General features: G+C 61.8%; 20 protein-coding genes and 1 pseudogene. 13 read left to right on the top strand and 8 right to left on the bottom strand.

All coding sequences use genetic code 11. The annotated features are described in order from the left end of the window. Nucleotides 1-8 precede the first annotated feature (8 nt). Nucleotides 9-1,112 (top strand): 3,4-dihydroxy-2-butanone-4-phosphate synthase, encoded by a 1,104-nt coding sequence (gene ribB / locus NE851_RS14930; RefSeq protein ID WP_029867871.1) that lies wholly within the window; start codon nucleotides 9-11, stop codon nucleotides 1,110-1,112. 198 nt (nucleotides 1,113-1,310) lie between these two features. On the opposite strand, the gene NE851_RS14925 is transcribed toward ribB, so the two are convergent. Continuing rightward, complete coding sequence (locus tag NE851_RS14925) at nucleotides 1,311-2,501, bottom strand: winged helix-turn-helix domain-containing protein (RefSeq protein WP_047615408.1); 1,191 nt, start codon at nucleotides 2,499-2,501, stop codon at nucleotides 1,311-1,313. 451 nt (nucleotides 2,502-2,952) lie between these two features. On the opposite strand from NE851_RS14925, the gene NE851_RS14920 reads away from it, so the two are divergent. The 6 genes from NE851_RS14920 to NE851_RS14895 all read left to right on the top strand — a co-directional run bounded on the left by NE851_RS14920 (nucleotide 2,953) and on the right by NE851_RS14895 (nucleotide 7,528). Then, nucleotides 2,953-3,627 (top strand): energy-coupling factor ABC transporter ATP-binding protein, encoded by a 675-nt coding sequence (locus NE851_RS14920; RefSeq protein ID WP_127430512.1) that lies wholly within the window; start codon nucleotides 2,953-2,955, stop codon nucleotides 3,625-3,627. Next, nucleotides 3,627-4,235 (top strand): energy-coupling factor transporter transmembrane component T family protein, encoded by a 609-nt coding sequence (locus NE851_RS14915; RefSeq protein ID WP_097542830.1) that lies wholly within the window; start codon nucleotides 3,627-3,629, stop codon nucleotides 4,233-4,235. Before NE851_RS14920 ends, NE851_RS14915 begins: the two co-directional genes overlap by 1 nt. 24 nt (nucleotides 4,236-4,259) lie before the next feature. Continuing rightward, the gene (locus NE851_RS14910) at nucleotides 4,260-4,823 is read left to right on the top strand and encodes a biotin transporter BioY (protein ID WP_047614436.1); all 564 of its coding nucleotides are present in this window, start codon (nucleotides 4,260-4,262) and stop codon (nucleotides 4,821-4,823) included. A gap of 153 nt (nucleotides 4,824-4,976) precedes the next feature. Continuing rightward, nucleotides 4,977-5,513, top strand: a complete 537-nt coding sequence (locus NE851_RS14905; protein ID WP_097595260.1) for a GXWXG domain-containing protein — start codon at nucleotides 4,977-4,979, stop codon at nucleotides 5,511-5,513. 87 nt (nucleotides 5,514-5,600) lie between these two features. After that, complete coding sequence (locus NE851_RS14900; protein WP_028757524.1) at nucleotides 5,601-6,389, top strand: alpha/beta fold hydrolase; 789 nt, start codon at nucleotides 5,601-5,603, stop codon at nucleotides 6,387-6,389. Beyond that, on the top strand, nucleotides 6,389-7,528 hold the full coding sequence (locus NE851_RS14895) for a PAS domain-containing sensor histidine kinase (protein ID WP_097595261.1): 1,140 nt from the start codon (nucleotides 6,389-6,391) through the stop codon (nucleotides 7,526-7,528). The genes NE851_RS14900 and NE851_RS14895 overlap by 1 nt, the downstream gene beginning before the upstream one ends. 665 nt (nucleotides 7,529-8,193) lie before the next feature. On the opposite strand, the gene NE851_RS14890 is transcribed toward NE851_RS14895, so the two are convergent. From NE851_RS14890 to NE851_RS14880, 3 genes and pseudogenes are all read right to left on the bottom strand, one after another. Next, complete coding sequence (locus NE851_RS14890) at nucleotides 8,194-8,559, bottom strand: hypothetical protein (protein ID WP_097595263.1); 366 nt, start codon at nucleotides 8,557-8,559, stop codon at nucleotides 8,194-8,196. A 149-nt stretch (nucleotides 8,560-8,708) separates the two neighbouring features. After that, nucleotides 8,709-10,395, bottom strand: a pseudogene (locus tag NE851_RS14885) (methionine--tRNA ligase). Between the two features lie 248 nt (nucleotides 10,396-10,643). Continuing rightward, nucleotides 10,644-11,558 (bottom strand): LysR family transcriptional regulator, encoded by a 915-nt coding sequence (locus tag NE851_RS14880; protein ID WP_028757527.1) that lies wholly within the window; start codon nucleotides 11,556-11,558, stop codon nucleotides 10,644-10,646. 139 nt (nucleotides 11,559-11,697) lie between these two features. On the opposite strand from NE851_RS14880, the gene NE851_RS14875 reads away from it, so the two are divergent. The 3 genes from NE851_RS14875 to NE851_RS14865 are packed head-to-tail and all read left to right on the top strand — an operon-like array spanning nucleotide 11,698 to nucleotide 15,393. Continuing rightward, entirely contained in the window at nucleotides 11,698-12,996 is a 1,299-nt protein-coding gene (locus tag NE851_RS14875; RefSeq protein WP_174824451.1) for an MFS transporter, read from the top strand. 28 nt (nucleotides 12,997-13,024) lie between these two features. Continuing rightward, the gene (locus NE851_RS14870; RefSeq protein WP_047613913.1) at nucleotides 13,025-14,098 is read left to right on the top strand and encodes a tartrate dehydrogenase; all 1,074 of its coding nucleotides are present in this window, start codon (nucleotides 13,025-13,027) and stop codon (nucleotides 14,096-14,098) included. Between the two features lie 11 nt (nucleotides 14,099-14,109). Next, nucleotides 14,110-15,393, top strand: coding sequence for a glycerate kinase type-2 family protein (locus tag NE851_RS14865; protein ID WP_097542836.1), 1,284 nt, complete (start codon nucleotides 14,110-14,112; stop codon nucleotides 15,391-15,393). 66 nt (nucleotides 15,394-15,459) lie between these two features. On the opposite strand, the gene NE851_RS14860 is transcribed toward NE851_RS14865, so the two are convergent. From NE851_RS14860 to NE851_RS14850, 3 genes are all read right to left on the bottom strand, one after another. After that, the gene (locus tag NE851_RS14860) at nucleotides 15,460-16,806 is read right to left on the bottom strand and encodes an SLC13 family permease (RefSeq protein WP_097542837.1); all 1,347 of its coding nucleotides are present in this window, start codon (nucleotides 16,804-16,806) and stop codon (nucleotides 15,460-15,462) included. A gap of 198 nt (nucleotides 16,807-17,004) precedes the next feature. Beyond that, nucleotides 17,005-18,519: a malonate--CoA ligase gene (locus NE851_RS14855; RefSeq protein WP_097595266.1), complete on the bottom strand. Its 1,515-nt coding sequence runs from the start codon at nucleotides 18,517-18,519 to the stop codon at nucleotides 17,005-17,007. Further along, nucleotides 18,516-19,904, bottom strand: coding sequence for a malonyl-CoA decarboxylase (locus NE851_RS14850; RefSeq protein WP_254961250.1), 1,389 nt, complete (start codon nucleotides 19,902-19,904; stop codon nucleotides 18,516-18,518). Before NE851_RS14850 ends, NE851_RS14855 begins: the two co-directional genes overlap by 4 nt. Nucleotides 19,905-20,079: 175 nt before the next feature. Between NE851_RS14850 and NE851_RS14845 the strand changes: the two genes are divergently transcribed. Next, the gene (locus tag NE851_RS14845; protein ID WP_047614433.1) at nucleotides 20,080-20,730 is read left to right on the top strand and encodes a GntR family transcriptional regulator; all 651 of its coding nucleotides are present in this window, start codon (nucleotides 20,080-20,082) and stop codon (nucleotides 20,728-20,730) included. Nucleotides 20,731-20,780: 50 nt separating this feature from the next. Here the strand turns inward: NE851_RS14845 and NE851_RS14840 are convergent, their stop codons facing one another. Next, nucleotides 20,781-21,182, bottom strand: a complete 402-nt coding sequence (locus tag NE851_RS14840; RefSeq protein ID WP_047615391.1) for an acyl-CoA thioesterase — start codon at nucleotides 21,180-21,182, stop codon at nucleotides 20,781-20,783. Between the two features lie 243 nt (nucleotides 21,183-21,425). On the opposite strand from NE851_RS14840, the gene NE851_RS14835 reads away from it, so the two are divergent. Both NE851_RS14835 and NE851_RS14830 read left to right on the top strand, forming a co-directional pair. Then, the gene (locus tag NE851_RS14835; RefSeq protein WP_047613902.1) at nucleotides 21,426-22,361 is read left to right on the top strand and encodes a histone deacetylase family protein; all 936 of its coding nucleotides are present in this window, start codon (nucleotides 21,426-21,428) and stop codon (nucleotides 22,359-22,361) included. A gap of 2 nt (nucleotides 22,362-22,363) precedes the next feature. Beyond that, nucleotides 22,364-22,615: an exodeoxyribonuclease VII small subunit gene (locus tag NE851_RS14830; RefSeq protein WP_047613900.1), complete on the top strand. Its 252-nt coding sequence runs from the start codon at nucleotides 22,364-22,366 to the stop codon at nucleotides 22,613-22,615. Nucleotides 22,616-22,618 lie beyond the last annotated feature (3 nt).

Here is a 22,618-nt window from a genome sequence, read left to right as displayed (position 1 = left end):
GCTCGCCCATGTCTTATGACCAAAAGCGCGTCGTCGACGCCATAAGGGCCTTCGAAGCCGGCGAGATCGTCGTCGTCATGGACGACAATGACCGCGAAAACGAAGGCGACCTGATCGTCGCCGCCGTCCATACCACGCCGGAGAAGATGGCCTTCATCGTGCGCCACACCTCCGGCATCGTCTGCGCCCCGATGCCGAAGGAAGAGGCCAAGCGCCTCAACCTCAACGCCATGGTGGCGGAAAACGATTCGGCCCATACGACGGCCTTCACCGTGTCGGTCGATTTCAAGCATGGCACGACGACGGGCATCTCCGCCGACGACCGGACGCTGACGGTGCGCAACCTCGCCAATCCGAATGTCGGCGCCGCCGATTTCGTCCGCCCCGGCCACATCTTCCCGCTGGTGTCGCGCGAAGGCGGCGTACTGATGCGCTCCGGCCATACCGAAGCCGCTGTCGACCTCTGCAAGCTTGCCGGTCTGCCGCCGATCGGCGTCATCTCCGAACTCGTCAACGATGACGGCACCGTGACGCGCGGTCCGCAGGTGGTCGACTTCGCCGAACAGCACGGGCTGAAACTCGTCTCCGTCGCCGATCTCATCGCCTATCGCCAGCGCAAGGAAACGCTGATCGAGCTCGGCACCAGCTTCGACGTCGACACGCCGTTCGGCAAGGCCAAAGCTCATACCTATTCCCTGCCCTGGGACCCGATGCAGCATCTCGCCGTCGTCTTCGGCGACATCCGCGACGGCGTCGACATCCCGGTGCGCCTGCATCCGGAAAATGTCGCCGAAGATCTCTTCGGCAAGAACAGCCCGGTCGATTTCTACATGCGGAAGATTTCCGAGGAAGGCCGCGGCGTCATCGTCTATCTGCGCGAAGGCTCGGTCGGCGTCGGCCACCACGACAACGGCCGCAAGGCCCGAAACCAGGGCCGCGAAGCCCATGCCGAAGCCCAGACACGCGACAGCGAATGGCTGGAAATCGGCCTCGGCGCCCAGATCCTCAAGGATCTCGGCGTCAGCTCGATCAAGCTGCTCACCAGCCGCGAGCGCCACTATGTCGGCCTGGAAGGTTTCGGGATCAAGATCAGCAAGACAGAGATCTGCTGAGGAGGCTTGGGCTTCGACCCTCGCCATCCCTCATTCCTGTGCCTGTCACAGGAATCCAGCCACGGCGCGTCCGCGCCGTGAATGACTCATTTGCTTCTACGAAGAGAGTTTCCCGCACCCAAGGACTTGGGTGCGCTGGATCCCTGTGACAAGCACAGGGATGAGGGAGTGCGTGATGAGGCACAGAGGGTAATTCGACTACCCTCTCCACCCATCCAAAAGCACCACCTTCTCCACACCCGCAAACCGCGCAACCCGATCCAACTCCGCCTCCAGCCGCTCCAATCGCCCGGCCGAAGGTTTCACGCCCGGTTCCAGCCAGAGCCGTTTGACGTCGAGCGTCGATTTTTTCCGATCCGCCTTCATGTCGATGCGTCCGATCAGCCTGTCGCCTTCGAGCAGCGGGAAGACGTAGTAGCCATATTCGCGCTTCGGCTCGGGCACGAAAATCTCGATGCGGTAGAAGAAGCCGAACAGGCGTTCGGTGCGGTTGCGGTCGCGGATCATCGGGTCGAAGGGGCTGAGCACGCGGATGCGTGGCGGCGCGCCGGGGTAATCGTCGAGGGTCGAGAGGAAATCGGCAAAGGCCCAGGACGGGCGCGCCTTGCCGCCGAGCGCCGGCTCGATCAGCACTTCGATCAGTTCGTCGCGATGGGCTGAGACCCAGGCCTTGGCCTCATCGGGCGAGACCAGGTTCCAGAAGGCCGATATCTCGCCATGGGTGGCAAAGCCGAGCCGGGCAAGCGCGCTGCGGCAGGCCCAGTCGACGAATTCCTCGCGGCTCACCTCCGGTTCGCGGAACTCGGCCGGGACGACGCGCTCGGTGAGATCGTAGATCTTCTGGAAGTTCGAGCGGCCGGCGATGGCGAACTTGCCGGTGTGCCAGAAATATTCGAGCGCCGTCTTGTTCGGATGCCAGTTCCACCAGCCGCCGGAAACGTGACCGTCGGCCTTGATCTCGCGGGCGAGGATCGCGCCATCGCGCTCAACGCGCTCATAGGTCTCGGCGAAAGCCGCCTCGAAACCCTCGCCGCGCCATTTGCGCCAGCGCTCGATGATGACCTGCTCCTGATGGCGGAACTTGTGTTTCCAATAGACGAAGAAGGCGCTCGGCAGGATGGAAGCGTCATGCGTCCAGTGCTCGAACAGCGCGCCATCCTTTTCGAGCAGTGCCGTGAGATGCTCGCGCCTGTAGGTCTGGTTGCGGGAAAACAGGATCTGGTGATGCGCCCGCTCCACCGTCTGGATGCTGTCCACCTGGACGAAACCCAGCTCATGGATGAGCTGCAGCAGGCCGTCCTTGGTCAAGGCGCGGTTCGGCGGAGCGCTGAGGCCCTGCTTGGCAAGAAAGACACGGCGGGCGTCGGAATTGGAAAGCAGATTCGTCATGACCGCATCATAATCCGGAAAATCTTCCTAGCGCATTCCGTTTTTCTTCGAGTCACGGAAATGCGCTAGCTTTGTTTTTCCGCAATCCCGGACGCAAAACCGCTGCGCACTTTTGCTGGAGTTGCTCCGGCCACCCGATATCGAGCCAATATCAACATCGCGATTTGCGCTTTCATCATCCTCGATTCCCCGTGTAGAAGCACTGCTGTCAGGTTGGCGCAATGGTTGTAGCTGCCCCTCACCCTAACCCTGTCCCCGCAAACGGGGCGAGGCGACGTGCCAAACGCAACGTCGAGGGTAAAGGAAGCCGGCGCGGCATATCCCTTCTCCCCGCGAGCGGGGGTCGGAAGGACGGGTCGAGACACGTGGCCCGACCCAGGCAGAGGTGCCGGCAGGCAGATGAGGGGCCGGCATCGGCAATCTCAGCCGATGAAAAGTGCGAGGGATGGGTTTGGATATTCGTTTCGAAGGTGCGGGGGTCAGTTTCGGGGCGCGGGTGGCGCTGCAGCCGCTGACGCTTGGCATCAGTGGGAAACGCATCGGCGTCATCGGGCTGAACGGTTCGGGCAAGACCACGTTCGCGCGGCTGATCAACGGATTGACCAAGCCGTCGATCGGCCGCGTCACCGTCAATGGCCGCGACACCGGCGATGAGAAATCTGCGGTGGCCGATGTCGGCTTCATCTTCCAATCGCCGCAGAACCAGATCATCCTGCCGATCGTCAAAGACGACATCGCCTTCGGGCTGAAGCGGCGCGGCTTCACCAAGGCGGAGATCGAGGCGAAGGTCCAGGCGGTGCTGGCCCGCTTCGGCGCTGAGGCGCTGGCCGATCGCCGCGCGCACGAGCTTTCCGGCGGCGAGCTGCAGGTGGCCGCTCTCTGCTCGGTGCTGGCGACGGGGCCGGGCATTCTGATCCTCGATGAACCCACCAACCAGCTCGATCTCAAGAACCGGGCGCTGGTCGAAAGGATCATCGCCGGGCTCTCGGAAAGCGCCATCGTCATCACCCATGATCTCGACCTGATCGCCGATTTCGAGCGGGTGCTGCTGTTTCATGAGGGCCGGCTTGCCGCCGATGCGCCGGCTGCCGAGGCGATCGCCCGCTACAGGGAGATCGCCGCCTGATGCAGTCGCTTTATGTCGAGGGCAACAGCGTGATGCACCGGCTTTCGCCGCGGCTGAAGCTGTTGTCGCTGACGGCCTTCGGCGTCCTGCTGTTTATCAGCCAGAACCTCGTCCTGCTTTCGATCGCCGTGCTGCTGACGGCGGTTCTCTATGGCATGGTCGGCCTGCCGTTTGCCGATGCCCTCAGGCGGCTGCGGCCGATCTTCCTGACGATTGCGGTCGTGGCGCTCTTCAACCTGATCTTCAATCCCTGGCAGCAGGCGCTGGTACCCCTGCTGCGGCTGACCGCACTGATGCTGCTCGCCGCCACGGTGACGGCGACGACGTCGATCACCTCCTTCATCGACGAGGTGACCGCCCTTGCCCGCCCGCTCGAACGCACCGGCTGGGTCCAGGCCGACGATATCGGCTTGGCGCTGGGGCTGGTGCTGCGTTTCGTGCCTGAGATCGTCGGCCGTTATCAGGCGATTTGCGAGGCGCACAGGGCGCGCGGGCTGAAAATCCGGCCGATAACGCTGCTTGCGCCGCTGATCATCCTGACGCTCAGGGATGCGGATAATATCGCCGCGGCGATTGACGCGCGCGGTATTCGGCGGCATGTGAGTTAAAGATTAATAAACACGGAATTCATGATGAGCACTCGCGACCTCGTTCTTACCGCCCTCTTTGCCGCGATCATCGTGGCGCTCGGCCTGCTGCCGCCGATCTCGCTCGGCTTCATTCCGGTGCCGATCACCGCCCAATCCCTCGGCGTCATGATGGCCGGCGTCGTGCTCGGAGCCCGGCGCGGGGCGATTGCCGTGCTGATCGTGCTGGTGCTGGTCGCCATCGGCCTGCCGGTGCTTTCCGGCGGCCGCGGCGGGCTTGCGATCTTCGCGTCACCAACGGCCGGCTTCCTGATCGGCTGGATCTTTGCCGCCTTCGTCACCGGCTATCTCAGCGAACGGCTGGTCAACCATCAGCAATCCGCTCTGGTGCAGACGGTGAGCTTCTTCCTCACCGCCATGGCCGGCGGCATCGTCGTGCTCTACGCCTTCGGCATCACCTATCTTGCCACCGTCGCCGGCCTCGGCTTCACGAAAGCCTTCGTCGGCTCGATGGCCTTCATTCCCGGCGATGTAATCAAGGCTTTCGTCGCAGCCCTGCTTGGCCGTGCCGTCATGGTCGGTTATCCCCTGCTGCCGTCGCGCGCCTGACGCACAAGCCGTTATTGTCTACGAATACCCGACGGCCCCTTCGGGGGCCGTTGGGCTTAAAGACGCAGATGGCCAAAAGCGAAAGCCTTCACCGGGCGCTCCGCCCGGTCCGCAGGAACGGGAACTTCCAAACCTTCCTTTCATTTTTCCGCAATGAACGTTCCTGAAGGAGAACCCATGCGAGGCGACCAGCAGGAGGAGATGGCTGCCTGGTTCCGCTCGCTGGATCCTGTCCAGCCGAAGGAGATGGTCGGCCTTTGGAGCGGCCTCGGTATTCCGTCGGATCATCCACTGGACGGCGTGCTCGAGAATCTCAACTGGTTTGGCAAGCGCTTCCATTCCGACATGCGGGCGGACGCCCTGCTCTTCACGTGGAGACCGGGCCGGCTCGTGCCGCTCGAGCCAAGTTTCTTACCGGTTAGGCTGGCGATCAAGTTGGCGCCCTTTGGCCGGACGTTCGTCGCCCGCAGCTGGTTCTCATACCTGCAGAAGATGCTTCGAGCGAGAGGCACGACCGCTTCGTTGCGGCTTCAGGCCCTCGACGGCATCGAAACGGCTGCGATGATCTACGACAAACAGCCGATCGTGGACTACTTCCGGAGGATTGACGATGACGAGATTGCCGGAATGATGTGCGTGCGCGACGACTCCCGGCGGTTCTTCTTCAAGCTCCGGAAAGTGATGGACTGAGCTGTGCAGCAAACGGCTGGCGGCTGGATAATCTTTCCTCAATCCAAAACAGCCCGAACATGCTACGAAAGCAGGGAAGAGGACGAAATGACCGTCATCGATCGAAATCATGTTCAAGTCCGCGGCGAAGACCAGCGTGCGATGATCTTTTCGCATGGATTCGGATGCGACCAGAACATGTGGCGCTTCGTGGCGCCGGCTTTCGAAGGTGACTTCAAGACGGTGCTGTTCGATCACGTCGGCGCGGGACGATCCGATCTTGCGGCTTATGATGCCGGAAAATATTCTTCCCTGTCCGGTTATGCCGATGACCTCGTGGAAATTTGCCGTGCGCTCGGCCTGACGCAAACCGTCTTCGTCGGGCACTCCGTCAGCGCGATGATCGGCGTCATCGCGTCGCTTGAGGCGCCGGACCTGTTTGAAAGCCTGGTCCTTGTCGGGCCGTCGCCGCGCTATATCAACGACGGTGACTATATCGGCGGTTTCAGCGCGGCTGATATAGACGACCTCCTGCAGTCGTTGGACGACAATCACATGGGCTGGTCTGCCGCCATGGCGCCTGTCATCATGGGCAATCCGGATCGACCGGAACTCGCCGAAGAGCTGACAAACAGTTTCTGCCGCACCGATCCCGAGATCGCCAAGGCCTTCGCACGGGTGACCTTCACGTCGGACAATCGCAGCGACCTCCAGCGCGTCACCGCCAGAACGCTGATCCTTCAATGCCGCGACGATATCATCGCCTCCGAAGAGATCGGCGAATTCGTCCATCAACAGATCCCCGATAGTCAATTGGTCGTGCTGAACGCCAGTGGCCACTGCCCCAACCTCAGCGCTCCCGGCGAGGTCATATCGGCAATCCGGCGGTTCGTCTGATGACCGGCGCCGGCACGCAAGGCTCCCCGCCGACCGAGGACCTCGAGGACCTCTACGAAAACGCACCCTGCGGCTATCTTTCGCTGCAGCCGGACGGGCGCATCGTCAAGGTGAACCGGACGCTTTCGGCCTGGATCGGCATCCCTGCCGATCAGCTTCTCGGCAAACGGCTCCATGATCTGCTCAACATGCCGGGCCGGATATTCTACGAAACCCATTTTGCGCCCTTGCTGCGCATGCAGGGGTTTTTCAACGAGGTTGCCCTCGATCTTGTGACATCAGATGGCAGAAAGCTGCCCGTGCTCGCCAATGCAATGGAACGGCGTGCCGAAGACGGCGCCTTGCTTTTCACCCGTGTGACGATGTTTCAGGCCGCCGAGCGTCGCCGGTATGAACGGGAACTGGTCGACGCGCGCGCCGCCGCGGACGCGGCCAGTGCCATGGTCAAATCCCAGCTCGAGCTCGAACAGGAAACCGCCGAGCTGCGGGAACAGTTCATCGCCATCCTCGGCCATGACCTGCGCAACCCGCTTGCCTCGATCGCGGCCGCGGCGCGCATGCTGCGAAAGGAAGAGCAGACCGATCGCGCCACGAAAATTCTCGATTTGATGCAGGGCAGCGTCATCCGCATGTCCGGCCTGATCGACAACGTGCTCGACTTCGCGCGCGGACAATTGGGCGGCGGCATCACGCTCAAGAGGCAAGTGGAGGATCTCGAGCCGATCTTGCGGCAGGTCATCGATGAACTCCGCTCCAGCCATCCCGACCGCGCAATCGAGGTAAGCATCGAATTCGACGGACCGATAAATTGCGACAGCGGCCGGATCGGTCAGCTGGTCTCCAATCTTCTGGGAAATGCCCTGACCCATGGAACGCCGGATGAACCGGTGCGGTTTTCTGCGGCAACTGACGAGCAAAGGCTGGAGCTTTGGATCGCCAATGGCGGCGCCCCGATTTCCAGCGATGCGATGACAGGGCTCTTTCAACCTTTCTTCAAAGGCGAAGCCGGGACAAGTCAAAGAGGATTGGGGCTCGGTCTGCACATCGCCTCGGAAATCGCCCGCGCCCATGGCGGGACGATCATGGTAAGTTCCGATGACGAGGAGACACGCTTCACCTTTGTGATGCCGTTGGATTGATAGGGCCACATAACCGGCAGGCGTGTGCGGCTATTCGTTGCTGTCGGTGCGCGCCTGGCACAGAAGCCGGTCGCCATCTCGGCCCAGCCCGGAATCCGGGCAACAAAAAACCGCCTTGAGGCGGTCGGGCATTCTATCGATTTCAGTTTGATTTAGTCTCCTCCTCCACCATCTCCCCCGCCATCACAGCCGCCGTCGCCTGAGGCGTCGAACCAGCCTCCCCCTCCATCGCCGGAGCCTTCCGAATTGCCCCACCTGCGCTTGGTGTTTGCGGTGGTCTGGGTGGTTCTTTCTGCCCTTGCGATCAGCGCAAAGATCAGTCGAAGCCTCCAACGATTCCGGTAGCCACAAGAAATGTCTCCAATCAGTATCCTTTCGTTGTTTCAGGAAATCTCGTTTCCTGACTAAAATAGTAGATTACTTTCCCACTCCTGGAAATAGCCTGAATATGAAACTTTCATGACATTCAGGATCACGTCAAAAAAGAGAGCTATTTGCTCCGTGAGCAGAGGAAGTCGCCGGCTGCATCAAGGGCGGGCGTGATGGGCTCTCGTTCGGCCGCCCGCGTCATAGTCGTGCTACGCCTCTTACGGCGGCGCATGGCAGACCTCAGCAATGGGTCTCCACGCCAGGCATGGGGACGCGACGCGGAAGGAATCTGCTCTTCATTCCGAATTCGCTGCAATTGGTGCGAAGCGGCCCTTGAGAGACTGTTGCAATTCGTCGTCTTGCCAGCGGTCAGGGTATGGCACTTCCCAAGTCAGCCGCCGCAAGGCTTGTAGAGGGATCCCGTTATATCCCAGTTGCTCAAGGCGAACCAGGAGCAGAGCAGCGTCCAATTGAATCATCAACCGAGCCGAGCCACTGACTTGATGTAAAACGCTGAGCATTGCTGCGTATGATCTGAACCCAAACGAGGCAGCCAGTGCTTCATCGGCATGCGATGATCTGACATTCGCGTACTGTTTTCTCAGTGCCTTTTTCAGTGCAGCTATATTGGAGGGAGCAAACTTAATTGTGGCGTGTAACATCAGACGATCCGTTGTCTTGGTCGAAGTCTGCCGATTACACTTCGACCTTTATGGACACGGTCGCCTTCAATGGAAAATCTGCCCTTCAACCCGGCAGCAGGTTTGGAGGGGCCCCCAGAAGTGAATCATAGCAAGCGTATCATCGGTCATCAAGAACAAGTGTCCGAGCCGGGAAGACCCGAGCGAAAACCACCGGAATCTCCGGTCATGCGTTTTCCGCGTTGCCTCCTCCTAGCAGGCTCGAACTCCGCGCTGCCTAAATTGCAGCGCAGAGAATCCCTAGACTGGTTCCCCTTCAAGCCGTCGCTCTGAAAGAGCACGGCCTGCGGAGCGGCTTTGATCCCAGCCACGATCAAAGGGTCCCGGTAGAGGCGCGGAGCCGGTATCCTCAGCCTGGAATGCAGCTTTGCGGCCGAGCTTGGCAAGAACGGCAGGAGGCAGCGGGCCACGATCGCAAGGCCGTGGACCTGTTCGGCCAGGCAAGCGCCGAGACGCGCGGCGGTCGCCTTCCGGTCCTCCGGCGCGAGATCGTCAAGTAGCGTTTTGGCATCCGCCCATGGTGCGCGTTGTGTGAACCGCCTGTTCGCCTCGCCGACAAATTCGAAAATATCCGCGAGGCCGACATGGAGTTCGTAGGCATCGAAGGCCCGGGCCACCTTCGCCGGAAGGCGGGCCGCCGCCTCGACGAAGTCATTGTCCGGCACGGGCGGCACGATGCCGTTGAACGAAGTGGACAGCAGCGCAAGCACCCGGTTGGCAAGATTGCCGAGTTGCCCTGCCAACTCTCCCGACCAGGCGGCTTCAAGACGCTCGCCCGAGAAGTCGCCGTCGTCTGCCGATCGAATGTGCCGGAGCAGGAAATATCGCAGCGCATCCGGCGTTTCGTAGGATTGGATGATGCCTTCCGGATCGATCCCGTTGCCGGCCGACTTGCCGATCTTCCGGCCGTCCACCGTGACGTAGCCGTGCACCAGGATCGACGATGGCGGCGGCAGACCAGCGGAAAGCAGGATAGCCGGCCAGTAGATGGCGTGGAATTTGGAGATACCCTTGCCGACGACGTGGATGCGCTGGCCGCCGTTCCAATAGTGCTGCAGCAGGGTTGGATCGGACCCGTGGCTGAGCCCTGTGAGGTAGTTCGCCAAAGGCATCGAACCAGACGTAGACGACCTCATCCCCATCGGGGACGGGAACGCCCCAACCGCGCGCCCGCTCGGCGCTGCGCGACACGCTGATATCGCTCAGACCCCGCCGCAGCAGGGCAAGGACCTCGTTGCGCCGATGGGCTGGAACGATCCGAAGCGTGCCGGTCTCGACGAGTTCAAGCAGCCGGTCGCCATATCGGGAGAGACGGAAGAACCAGTTCTCCTCACGGATGGCCTCAAGGGCAATGCCATGTTCCGGGCAGCGCCCGTCATCGAGTTCGGACGGCTCGTAAAATTGCTCGCAACCGACGCAATAGAGGCCCTCATATGCCTTGCGATAGAGGTCGCCATTACAAGCGCATGCCCTCCACAGGGCGTGGACGCAGGCGATATGCCTCAGATCGCGGGAGGTGCGGACGAATTCCTCGTTGGAGATATCGAGCAGTCCACCAAGGCGCTCGAACCTGTCGGCATTGGCATTGACGAAGTCCTTCACCGGCAGCCCCGCGGCTTCCGCCGACCGGACGTTCTTCAGGCTGTTGTCGTCGGTCCCGCACTGGAACCTGATGTCGTGGCCGAGAAGGCGGAAATGGCGGGCATAGGCATCGGCCTGGACGAGTTCGAGGGCGAAGCCGACATGTGGCGCGGCGTTCACATAGGGGATCGAGGTGGTGATGTAGATCTTGTTCATCGGCGTTTCCTTTCGAAAGGCTGTTTGCCCCGCGAGACGGATCGACCCATGAAAAGACCGCCTCGAGGGCGGTCACTGGTGCATTATGGACGCACGAAACCCGCCACGCTATGAGCGCGGCATCATCATCACGAAGGTGCTGATCACGATGTTGTCCATGCGATTTTCTTATCATCGAGAGCCGTTTCGAACAAGCGTGCGCGGTGGCGCCTGCCGTCATTGTGACGCGGGGCAATCGAATTCGAGTGTCAGGCAAGCTCGGCATATTGGGCCAGCTTGTCTTGAAGCATGGTCAGAATGCGGTCTCGTCCAGGATCGCGGACGCCCTTCAACCACGCGACCGAGAGTGGCAGCTTGTTCATGGCGGCCCTCCCCTCCATGTCCAGAGCGATGTAACGGACGCCGCTGACGGCGAGCCGGGATGTCCATTGGGGTACGATCGCCAGCCCGATCTGCGCGGCCACGAGGTTGACGATCGTCTGCTTTTCTTCCGCAAGCTGGGCCACCCGTGCCTGCAGTCCCGCCTCGATGAACAGCTTCATCGTCAGGTCATGGCTATGCGGGCGCGACCGACGCTCCGGGACGATCAACGGTTCGTCGGCGAGGTCTTCGATTCTCACGCTGGCTCTCGACGCCAGCCGATGGCTCTCGGACATGGCGACGACCGCGGTCTCATGGAAAAGAAACATCGTCTTCAGCTTGGGGTCGACGATATCGGGGGCGCGGATGAATGCCAAATCCAATGAGCCCGACAGGAGCTTGGGGATCAGCCTGATCGTCTTGTCTTCCAACAACTGCGTCGAGACGTCGGGGCACTGCTGCCGGAAATCGTGCAGCAACATCGGTATGAGCCCTGCTGCCGCGCTGTCGATCGCCCCGATCCGCAGAACATCCGCTCTTGCCTGGCGGGACGTGTGGAACCGTTGCTGAAGAGCTTCGGTCTTGGCCAGGATCTCCCGCGCGCCTTCCAGGAGGACGAGGCCGTCTTCCGTCAGCGACACGCTGCGTGTCGTTCGCGCCATCAGCCGCGTCCCGAGGGATTCTTCAAGCAGGCGTATGTGCCGCGACAGCGAGGCCGGCAGGAGGCCGAGCTTTTGGGCGGCCCGCCCGAAATGAAGCTCATCGGCCACCGACACGAAACATCGAAGCTGGTTCAGGTCCACGAACGTCTGCTCCGGAATTCGATTATATCAAATTTTTATATATTCTTGTGTCGCTTGAGGATCAAGCCGCCGGTGGTCATAGATGTTCACAAGCGCAGGAGGTGCGCTCTGTTATCATCCATTCCGGGAGGAGACCGTCGTGACTCACGACTTGGAAACGCGTGTCTTGCGCAAAATCACATTCCGCATCGTACCGTTCATCATGCTGCTGTATTTCATCGCGTTCCTCGACCGCGTGAATATCGGCTTTGCCGCCCTGACGATGAATCAGGACCTCGGCTTCTCGTCCACCGTCTTCGGCATCGGTGCGGGCATCTTCTTCGTCGGTTATTTCCTCTTCGAGGTTCCCTCGAACCTCATTCTCAACAAGGTCGGCGCCCGCATCTGGATCGCCCGGGTGATGATCAGCTGGGGGATCGTCTCCGGCCTCATGGCGTTCGTGCAGGGGACCACCAGCTTCTACATCCTGCGCTTTCTTCTCGGCGTCGCCGAAGCAGGCTTTTTCCCCGGCATCATCCTCTATCTCAGCTTCTGGTTCCCGGCCCGCCGCCGCGCCGCGGTGACCGCGATCTTCATGGCCGCAGCACCGCTCTCAACGGTCCTGGGGTCGCCGGTCTCCGGTGCGCTGATGGAAATGCACGGTCTTCTCGGCCTTGCCGGCTGGCAGTGGATGTTCCTGATCGAAGCAGCCCCAGCCATCATCCTGGGTGTCATCGTCCTCTTCTATCTCACCGATCGCCCGGAAAAGGCGAAATGGCTGACCGACGAAGAGCGCAGCTGGCTCGTCAAAACAATGAATGCCGAACAGGCGGGTAAAAGCCAGGCCAGCCACAGCATTCTGGCAGGACTGGCCGACATCCGCGTCATTGCCCTCGCCCTGGTTTATTTCGGCACCTCTGCCGGGCTTTACACCTTGGGCATCTGGGCTCCGCAGATCATCAAACAGTTCGGCCTGTCAGCGTTCCAGGTCGGCTTCATCAATGCCGTTCCCGGCATTTTCGCCGTGGTTGCCATGGTTCTTTGGGCGCGTCATTCCGACAGGACGGGCGAACGGACATGGCACGTCGTCGGCGCCTGCCTGCTGGCGGCCGCAGGACTGGCCTTCGCAACCGGTGCGACCAGCGTATACACGGTCCTGATCGCTCTCACCCTCGTCAACATCGGCATCAGCTGCTCGAAGCCGCCGCTCTGGAGCATGCCGACCCTGTTCCTGTCCGGCCCGGCTGCGGCGGCCGGCATCGCCACCATCAACTCCATCGGCAATCTCGGCGGCTTCGTCGGTCCGTCGATGATCGGATGGATCAAGGACACGACCGGGAGTTTCGCCGGTGGCCTCTATTTCGTCGCCGGGCTCCTGGTGATCTCGGCAATCCTCACACTCGTCCTGGCGCGGTCCGGCCCCAAGGCGGCTGATACCCGCGCCGCCAGTCAACACTGATCACCCCTGACACGATCGGAGAATACCCATGCGTGAATATGCAATCGCCACCATCCCCGCCGACGGTATCGGTCCTGAAGTCATCGCGGCCGGCACACGTGTCCTGGCTGCCATCGAGAAGCGCGAAGGCGGGATCAAGTTCAACGTCGAGAATTTCGACTGGGGATCCGACTACTACAAAAAACACGGCGTCATGATGCCGGCCGATGGCCTGAAGCAGCTGAAGAAGTTCGACGCCATCTATTTCGGCGCCGTCGGCGCGCCGGATGTTCCCGACCACATCACGCTCTGGGGTTTGCGGCTGCCGATCTGCCAGGGCTTCGACCAGTATGCGAATGTTCGCCCGACGAAGATTTTGCCCGGGATCACGCCGCCGCTGCGCAATTGCGGCCCGGGCGATCTGGACTGGGTTATCGTCCGCGAAAACTCCGAAGGCGAATATTCCGGCCATGGCGGCCGTGCCCATAGGGGGCTGCCGGAAGAGGTCGGCACTGAGGTCGCCATCTTCACCCGTGTCGGCGTCACCCGCATCATGCGCTATGCCTTCAAGCTCGCCCAGTCCCGGCCGCGCAAGTTCCTGACCGTGGTCACCAAGTCCAATGCCCAGCGGCACGGCATGGTGATGTGGGATGAAATCGCGGCCGAAGTGGCCACGGAATTCCCCGATGTCACCTGGGACAAGATGCTCGTCGACGCCATGACCGTGCGGATGACCCTCAACCCCAGGAGCCTCGACACCATCGTCGCCACCAATCTCCATGCCGATATCCTCTCGGACCTCGCCGGCGCGCTCGCGGGCAGCCTCGGCGTCGCGCCGACCGCCAACATCGATCCGGAACGCCGCTTCCCGTCGATGTTCGAGCCGATCCATGGTTCTGCTTTCGACATCACCGGCAAGGGCATCGCAAACCCGGTGGCGACCTTCTGGACAGCGGCGCAGATGCTCGACCATCTGGGTGAAACAGATGCATCCGCACGCCTGATGCGGGCCGTCGAACGGGTGACGGGGGCAGGCATATTGACGCCTGATGTCGGGGGGACGGCCAACACCAAGGAAGTCACCGACGCGGTCGTCGATGCGATCCACGCATCGAACGTCTGAACGATCCGCCGATGGTCTGGACCGATCAGAAAGCACGGGCAGTGCTGCATCAGATCTTTGGCGCGGCAGTCGAAAGCGCCAATCCGCAGCGGGCGATTCTTAAGAACCTCCCGGACAAGCCGAGAGGCCGATGCATCGTCGTTGGCGCCGGAAAAGCGTCGGCGGCCATGGCCGCCGCTCTCGACAGCGCCTGGCCGGATGTCGATGTCTCCGGCGTCGTTGTCACACGCTATGGTCACGCGGTGCCTGCCGGTCGTATCCGTATCATCGAGGCATCGCACCCCGTTCCGGATGCGATGAGCCAAACGGCGGCTGCTGATCTATTGCAGGCCGTTCACGGATTGACACCGGACGATCTGGTGATTGCTCTCATCTCGGGCGGCGGGTCGGCGCTTCTGGTCGCTCCGGCGGGCGGCATGACTTTGGCGGACAAGCAGAGCGTCAATCGTGCGCTTCTGGCGAGCGGCGCGACGATCACCGAGATGAACGCCGTTCGCAAACACCTCTCGCGGATCAAGGGAGGCCGTCTCGGCCTGGCCGCCCGGCCCGCGAAAGTCGTTACCCTTGTTATCTCCGATGTGCCGGGCGATGATCCCGCATCCATCGCATCCGGCCCGACGATCGCCGATCAAAGCACGATCGACGAGGTTCGCGGCATCCTATCCCGCTACAGGATCGTCCTGCCCGATACGGCACGCGCCGTCCTCGACAGCGGTGACGAGACACCGAAGCCCGCCGATCTCGAGAGCGATGTCCGCATCATCGCCGCCCCTTCGCTCGCCCTGGAGAGCGCAGCGAAAGCGGCCGCCAGCGCAGGCCTGCAACCACTTGTCCTCGGCGATGCCATCGAGGGAGAGGCGCGCGAGCTCGGCACTGTCATGGCGGGCATCGCCCTATCGGCAAAGATCAAGGGGCTTCCCGTTCGCGGACCTGCCGTTCTTTTGTCGGGCGGCGAAGGGACGGTGTCGATCGGCCGCGAAGCCGCGGGCCGCGAAGCCGCGGGCCGCGGTGGCCGCAACACCGAATTCCTCCTCGGACTTGCGGTGACCCTCAAGGGACATGCCGGAATATGGGCGATTGCCGGCGATACCGACGGCATCGACGGCACCGAAGATGCGGCGGGTGCAGTGGTCACTCCCGACACGTTGGAGCGCGGCCTCAAGAAGGGACTCGATGCCCGGGCTCATCTCGCTTCGCACGACAGCTATTCCTTCTTTGACGAGATCGGCGATCTCGTCAAAACCGGGCCGACCCTGACCAATGTCAACGATATCCGCGCCATACTCATCGTCTGACACGGTGATCAAGCCTGAGGAGTGGGCGACCGTCAGGCCGGCAAGCGCGTCTCCCGACATGCGCCGTCACACCAGCCCGGGCACGACGAACACGAGCCAGGCGACGATCGGGCCGATGATGGCGATCAGCGCGCTGTAGATCAGCAACTGCCGCAGCACCTGTTCCCGCTGGTCGTCCGGCGCATTGGCGACGACAAGGGCGCCGTTGGTCGAGAATGGGCTGGTATCGACGATCGTCGTCGAGATGGCGATCGCCGCGACCACGCCGATGGCGCTGACATGCCCTTGCAGGAGGAAGGGAACGGCGAGCGGGATGATCGCGCCGAGCAGCGCGGTCGAGGAGGCGAAGGCCGAGACGATAGCACCGGTAAAGCAAAGCAGCAGCGCCACCAGCAGCGGCATGCCGAGACTGGATATGCCGTTCGCCACGTAATCGACCGTCCCGGCCTTCTCCATGACGCCGACATAGGTGATGATGCCGGCAATCAGCAGCACGGTCGACCAGCTGACCTTGTCGATCGCCGCCTTCTGGGTCTTCGGCGACAAGAGCGCCAGGGCGACCGCCACGGTCATGGCGACGAGGCCGACGTTGAACTTGAAGACCAGGGCGCCGATGCCGAGCGCCGTCAGGCCGATCAAGGTGGTAATTCTCTCATTGTTGAGGCGCAGCGTCGTCGCGGTATCGGCCGCCGTCCCATAGGCATGTTCCCTGATCGGTTTTGCCGGCGTGCCGCCGTGACCTCTGATCGACGCCGACACGCCCTCGGGATGGAGTTCGGGCAAGGGGCCAAGCGATGCGGCGTCCTGCTTCATCACCTTTGCGCCGCCGAAAATGAAGAAGACCAGCACCGCGATCGCCAGGTTGAAGAAGAAGCTGGAGAGAAACAACGAGGTCGGCGCGAAAGGCAGGCCGGCCTTGGCGACAATCTGATTGGTGATGCCGCCATAGATGCTGATCGGCGAAAAGCCGCCCGCCTGCGCGCCATGGATCACCATCAGGCCCATCATGACCGGGTGAATGCGGTACTGCACGGCAAAGCTCAAGGCGACGGGTGCGAGAATGGCGACCGCAGCCGGCCCAAGAGCCCCGAAACCGGTAATGACGGCGGCAACCAGGAACATCACCCAGGGAATCAAGCCGATCCGCCCGCGCACCAGGCGCACGGCGCATTCGACGAGCCAGTCGATCGTGCCGTTGATCTGCGCTATGGCGAAGAGGTAGGTGACGGCGACGAGCGTCAGGAACAGATCGCTCGGAAAACCGGCAAATATATCGTTGGTTTTCATGCCGAGGATCATCGAGCCGAGCACGAAGGCGCCGGCAAAGGCGAGCGCACCCATGTTGATCGGCTGGATCGTCGCAATGATGAACATGGCGACCAGCAGGCCTATGGCCAGTAATTCAATACCCATGATTCCCCTCCCTCCGACGCCTCCAGCGCCGTAGCTGTTGTGTTCAAGATCGATGCGGGATGCCGGCGCACCCTCCTCCCAGAGGGCGCGGCCGCCTTAGAGCGGTTCAGCTTTTCATGGAAACGCAGAACCGCTCTAAGTTTTTGTTTTTACGCAATTCCCGGCGGAAAACCGCTTCACACTTTTCCTGGAATTGCTCTAGGTCCTTGTATAAAGATCGGCGTATTGCTGCCGCAGGATGTTCTTCTGAACCTTGCCCATCGTGTTGCGCGGCAGGTCGTCGGCGAAGATGATGCGCTTGGGTTGTTTGTAGCGGGCAAGACGTTGCTGGAGGGCGCTGACGATGGTCTTCTCATCGAGGACGGCGCCGGGCTTGCGCACGACGACGGCGGTGACACCTTCTCCGAAATCGGGATGCGGCACGCCGATGACAGCGCTCTCGACCACACCCTCGATCTGGTCGATCTCGCCTTCGACCTCTTTCGGATAGATGTTGTATCCGCCCGAAATCACCAGGTCCTTGCCGCGGCCGACGATGCTGATATAGCCGTCCCGGTCGATCTTGCCGAGATCGCCGCTGATGAAGAAACCGTCTGATGTGAATTCGGCCGCGGTCTTTTCCGGCATACGCCAATAGCCCTTGAAGACGTTCGGCCCCTTGATCTCGATCATGCCGGTTTCATCAGGCGGCAGCTCGAGCCCGGTGGCGGGATCGGTGACGCGCACCGTCACGTCAGGCAGCGGGAAGCCGACCGTTCCGGCAATGCGTTTCCCCTCATAGGGGTTCGACGTGTTCATGTTGGTTTCGGTCATGCCGTAGCGCTCGAGAATGGCGTGACCGGTGCGGGCCTGGAACTCGGTATGGGTTTCGGCAAGCAGTGGCGCCGAACCGGAGATGAACAGGCGGATGTTGGCGACCGCCTGCTTGTCGAGGCGCGGGCTCTGCAGGAGGCGCACGTAAAAGGTCGGCACGCCCATCAGCATCGTTGCCTCAGGCATCAGCGAAACGACCTCGTCGGCGTCGAATTTCGACAGCAGGAACATCGAGGCGCCGGCGAGCAGCGTGACATTCGTGGCGACGAACAGCCCATGGGTGTGGAAGATCGGCAAGGCGTGGATCAGCCGGTCGTCTGATGTGACGCGCCAATAGTCCCGCAAGGTCAGGGCGTTCGAGAGCAGGTTCCCATGGGTGAGCATCGCCCCCTTGGAACGGCCCGTCGTTCCCGAAGTGTAGAGGATCGCCGCCAGATCGTCAGCAGTGCGTGAGGCATCGACAAAGTCGGCCGGCTCATCGCGGGCGAGATCCAGCAACGAGCCGCGGCCATCGGCATCGAGCGTTTCGACGATCGCGCCGTGGGACTTGGCGATCGCCGCCACGCCTTCCCGGGCAGGCGGCGCCACGACCACCAGACGCGGCTCCGCATCGCCAATAAAGTAATCGAGCTCGGCCAGCGTATAGGCGGTGTTGAGCGGCAGGTAGACCGCGCCGGTTCGAAGGCAGGCGAGATAGAGGATCAATGCCTCGGCGCTTTTTTCGACTTGCACCGCCACCCGGTCGCCCGGGCGAATGCCGAGCGTATCCATCGCGCCGGCAAGCCGGCCGGAAAGAGCGAAGGCGTCATCATAGGTCCATGTACGGGTGTCATCGATCCGGATGAACGGTGCGTCACCGGGCGCAGCCGCCCGCATGGCGTCGAAAAGATGGTTGCTCACTTTCGCCCTCCTCCAAGCGTGGTGTTCATTATCTGTGCGAATGGCCGGGAGCCTTGCTGGCCATTGCCGCTGCGGCGGCTTTCGTCGGTCTGGCTGAGCAGGCTTTTGACGGCAAGCGAGGCAATCACCTCGCCGCGCTGCGCTAAGGCCTCGTGGTTGGCCACGATGTCGTCGAGCTTGTAGAGATAGTTGACCATCAGGCCGTGGGCCTGCTGCATCGCCTTGGCCGAGCGGTCTCCGAGAAAATTCAGTCTTTCCAGTCGAGCGCCGTTGCCGAGATGGAAGCGGGCGACGGGATCGACGGGGCGGCCCTCCGGCGTCCGTTCGGTCAGGAAATAGCGCGCCGCAAGCGGCAGCAGCACGCGCTCCACTTCGGCCGCCGTCTTCTCGTTGTCCGGCCATTTCGGGTCGTCGAGCGCCGTTAGCGTTTCCGGGCGCGCCTTGGCGAGCCAACGGGCAAAGCCCGGCACCGGCGACAGCGTGACGAAATTCTTCAGGCCGGGCAGATCTCTGCGCAGGTCTTCCACGACCTGCTTGATCAGGAAGTTGCCGAACGAGATGCCGCGCAAGCCGTCCTGGCAGTTGGAGATCGAATAGAAGACGGCCGTCGTCGCCTCGTCGGCATTGATCTGTTCCCTGCCCTCGACGAGCACATCGCCGATCGCGCTCGGCACCGATCGTGTCAGCGCCACCTCGACGAACACCAGCGGCTCGTCGGCCAGCCGGGGGTGGAAGAAGGCAAAGCATCGACGGTCGGCCGGCGCCAGACGGCGGCGCAGTTCCTCCCAGCCGGCGATCTCATGCACGGCCTCGTATTTGATGATCTTTTCAAGAATGTAAGCCGGCGTCGTCCAGTCGATCGGACGCAGCGTCAGGAAACCGCGATTGAACCAGGAGCCGAACAGATGGGTGAAGTCGGCGTCAAGCGCGTGATAACCTTCGGATTGGTCTTTGGACGCAAGCAGCTGCTGGCGCATCCGGACGAGCTTGGCCGTGCCGTTCGGGGCATGGTTCAATCGGCGCAGAAGCTCCTGTCGACGCGGCTCGGCTGCCTGGTGGAGGGCAATGATTGCGGCAGAGCTTTTGTCGGTGCGGTAGTTTTCAATCGCCTGGTCGAGCCTCACCGTGTCGGGCCCGAACTTTTCATGCAGCATATCGAGAAATGCCTGCGCGCCCTCACTGTCGAGCGCCTCCCAGCGATCGAGAATCTCGGCGGCTAGCGCCATGCCCGAGGCTTCGCCCCGGCTCGACAGCAGCATTTCACAGAGCGTCTGGAGATCGGCCTTGGCTGCGGCCTGCGTGGCGCGCGCGCCGGAAAACAGAAGCTGGCGTCCGCGATCGGTGATGCTCTGCAGCATGTCGGTGAAGAAGGAAGCCTCAGACATGCCATTCTCCTCTCTTCCGCTGGTTTCTTCTGCCGGCCGCGGGTGCACGGATCGTTTTGACGGCTGCTTCCCATCGTCGGGTTTCACCGGTAGTATGTAGAATGCCACTCTTCGTACACGAGGTCAACAATCGTGTATACAAGAATCGTGTTTATGTATGATGGAAGTGAAACGTATGTCCGAAAATGTCGGCCGATGGCTTCGGGATGAGATTGAAAATTCAATTCTTTCCAACGAGTTCTCCCCCGGTGAGCGGCTCGACGAAATGGTGCTTGCGACGCGTTTCGGGGTTTCCCGCACACCGGTGCGCGAGGCGCTGATGCAGCTCGATGCGATCGGCCTCATCGAAATCCGGCCGCGCAGAGGCGCCATTGTCATCGATCCGGGGCCGCACCGCGTCTATGAAATGTTCGAGGTGATGGCCGAGCTGGAGGGCCTGGCCGGGTCGCTCGCCGCCCGACGGCTGGACAAGGCCTCCCGGGAAGCGATCACCGCCACCCACAGCCGCTGCGAACAATCGGCCGCGGCCGGTGACAGCGACGCCTATTATTACGACAATGAGGAATTCCATAAGGCCATCTACGCAGCCGGCCGCAGCGAGTTCCTCGAGGAGCAATGCCTGCAATTGCACCGCCGCCTGCGGCCCTACCGCCGCCTCCAGCTGCGCGTGCGCAACCGCCTGTCGACCTCCTTCTCCGAACATTGCGCCATCGTCGAGGCGATCTTTGCCGGAGACGGCGACGAAGCCCGCCGCCTGCTGCGGACGCATGTCGGCATTCAGGGAGAGAGGTTCAGCGATCTGGTCGCAAGCATGGCGGCCAGGTGATTGGACTCCAGCTTGAAAACGGAAGCGTATCCCGCCGTCCCCACGGCACCCTAATCCAAAAACCGATAAAGCCAGTCGCGCGTTTCCTCCGGCAGCGAGGCCGGCGACTGGTCCTCGCGGGTGCGGGCCTGCCAGATGATCTCGACCTCGGCGGCACGCTCCTCCCCGGTGTCGATCGAAACGAGGAAGCCGATGGAATGCATGCCGATCTTGTCGACGGTGGTGGTGAAGGTGACCGGCTCGTCGTAGTGCAGTGGGCGGTGGAGCATGCAGGAAACTTTGCTGGGGCTATAGACCGGTTCGTCATCGACATCGGGCCGCGACGACCAGAAGCTTGCAAGTACGGATTCGGCATAGGAAATATAGGAGGCCAGAAACATTCGGCCGTTCATATCGACATCGCGAAACGGCACGCGTATGTCCGTCACATCAGGACGTTTCGACTGACTCATCAACGCAACTGCCTTACAAAATTCCCCGTTGACGACAGTACTGCATAATTTCTTAAACTGAAACCGGTTTAGGGATGAAATTATACAACAGTTCAAAGTGTTACAGCGCCTCCGAGGTAACCGCCGCAATGCCGCAATGATACAGCGGACGGTCGGACGGCGCGGCAACGGTGCTTGTTGAAATCGTCGGGCGATGCCCCATCTGCTGTGGCACATGACATAAGCGACCGATAGAGTGTCTCCATGAGCACCCGTCTTTATGAACACCCGATCTTCCTGGAACACGTGACCCCCGCCGGCCATCCGGAGCGATCGGACAGGATCCGCGCCATCAATGTCGCGCTGGAACATCCGAATTTCGAGCGGCTGGAGCGCCGGCAGGCGCCGCAGGCGAGCGAGGATGCGGTGCTGCTGGCCCATCCCGAAGAACATCTGATCGCCGTGATGCGGGAGATCCCCGAGGAAGAGGATGAGATCAACCAGATCGAAGCCGATACTTATGCTAGCCCAAAGAGCCTGCAGGCGGCGCTGACCGGCATCGGCGGGGCGATGGCCGCAGTCGACGACGTCTTTACCGGCCGGGCTGACAATGTCTTCGTCGCCGCCCGCCCGCCGGGGCACCATGCCGAGAAGATGACGGCGATGGGCTTCTGCTTCTTCAACAATGCGGCGATCGCCGCCCGGCATGCGCAGAAGATGCATGGCGCCGAGCGCGTCGCGATCGTCGACTGGGACGTGCACCACGGCAACGGCACGCAGGATATCTTCTGGGACGATGCCTCGGTGCTGTTCTGCTCGACGCATCAGATGCCGCTCTATCCCGGCACCGGCGCCAAGGACGAGAAGGGCAAGCACAATACCATCGTCAATGCGCCGCTTTCGCCGAATGTCGGCAGCGATCATTTCCGCGAGGCGTTCAAATCGCGCGTGCTGCCGGCTCTTGACGATTTCCGGCCGGATCTGATCATCATCTCCGCCGGCTTCGACGCCCATCACCGCGATCCCTTAGCGCAGATCAACCTGACCGGCGAGGATTTCGACTGGGCGACCGGGCGCGTGCTCGAACTGGCCGACCGGCACGCCAAGAACCGGGTCGTCAGCCTGCTCGAAGGCGGTTATGATCTGGAGGGACTCGCCGAATCGGCGGGCATGCATATTCTGAGAATGATGAAGGGTTGAGAATGACTGACAGCGCCAAGCCCGAGGTATCAGGCCTTTCCTTCGAAAAGGCGGTTGCCGAACTCGAAAGCATCGTCGCCCGGCTGGAACGCGGCGATGTGGCGCTGGACGAATCCATCGAGATCTATGAGCGCGGCGAAGCGCTGAAGAAACATTGCGAGACCCTGCTTTCGGCAGCGGAAAACCGCATCGAGAAGATCCGGCTCGACCGCGCCGGCAAGCCGCAGGCCGTCGAGCCGCTCGACGGCGCCTGAGGC

Source organism: Rhizobium anhuiense bv. trifolii (genome assembly GCF_024346605.1).
GTDB classification, from domain to species: Bacteria; Pseudomonadota; Alphaproteobacteria; order Rhizobiales; family Rhizobiaceae; genus Rhizobium; species Rhizobium anhuiense.
This window is presented reverse-complemented; position numbering and strand designations above follow the sequence as displayed.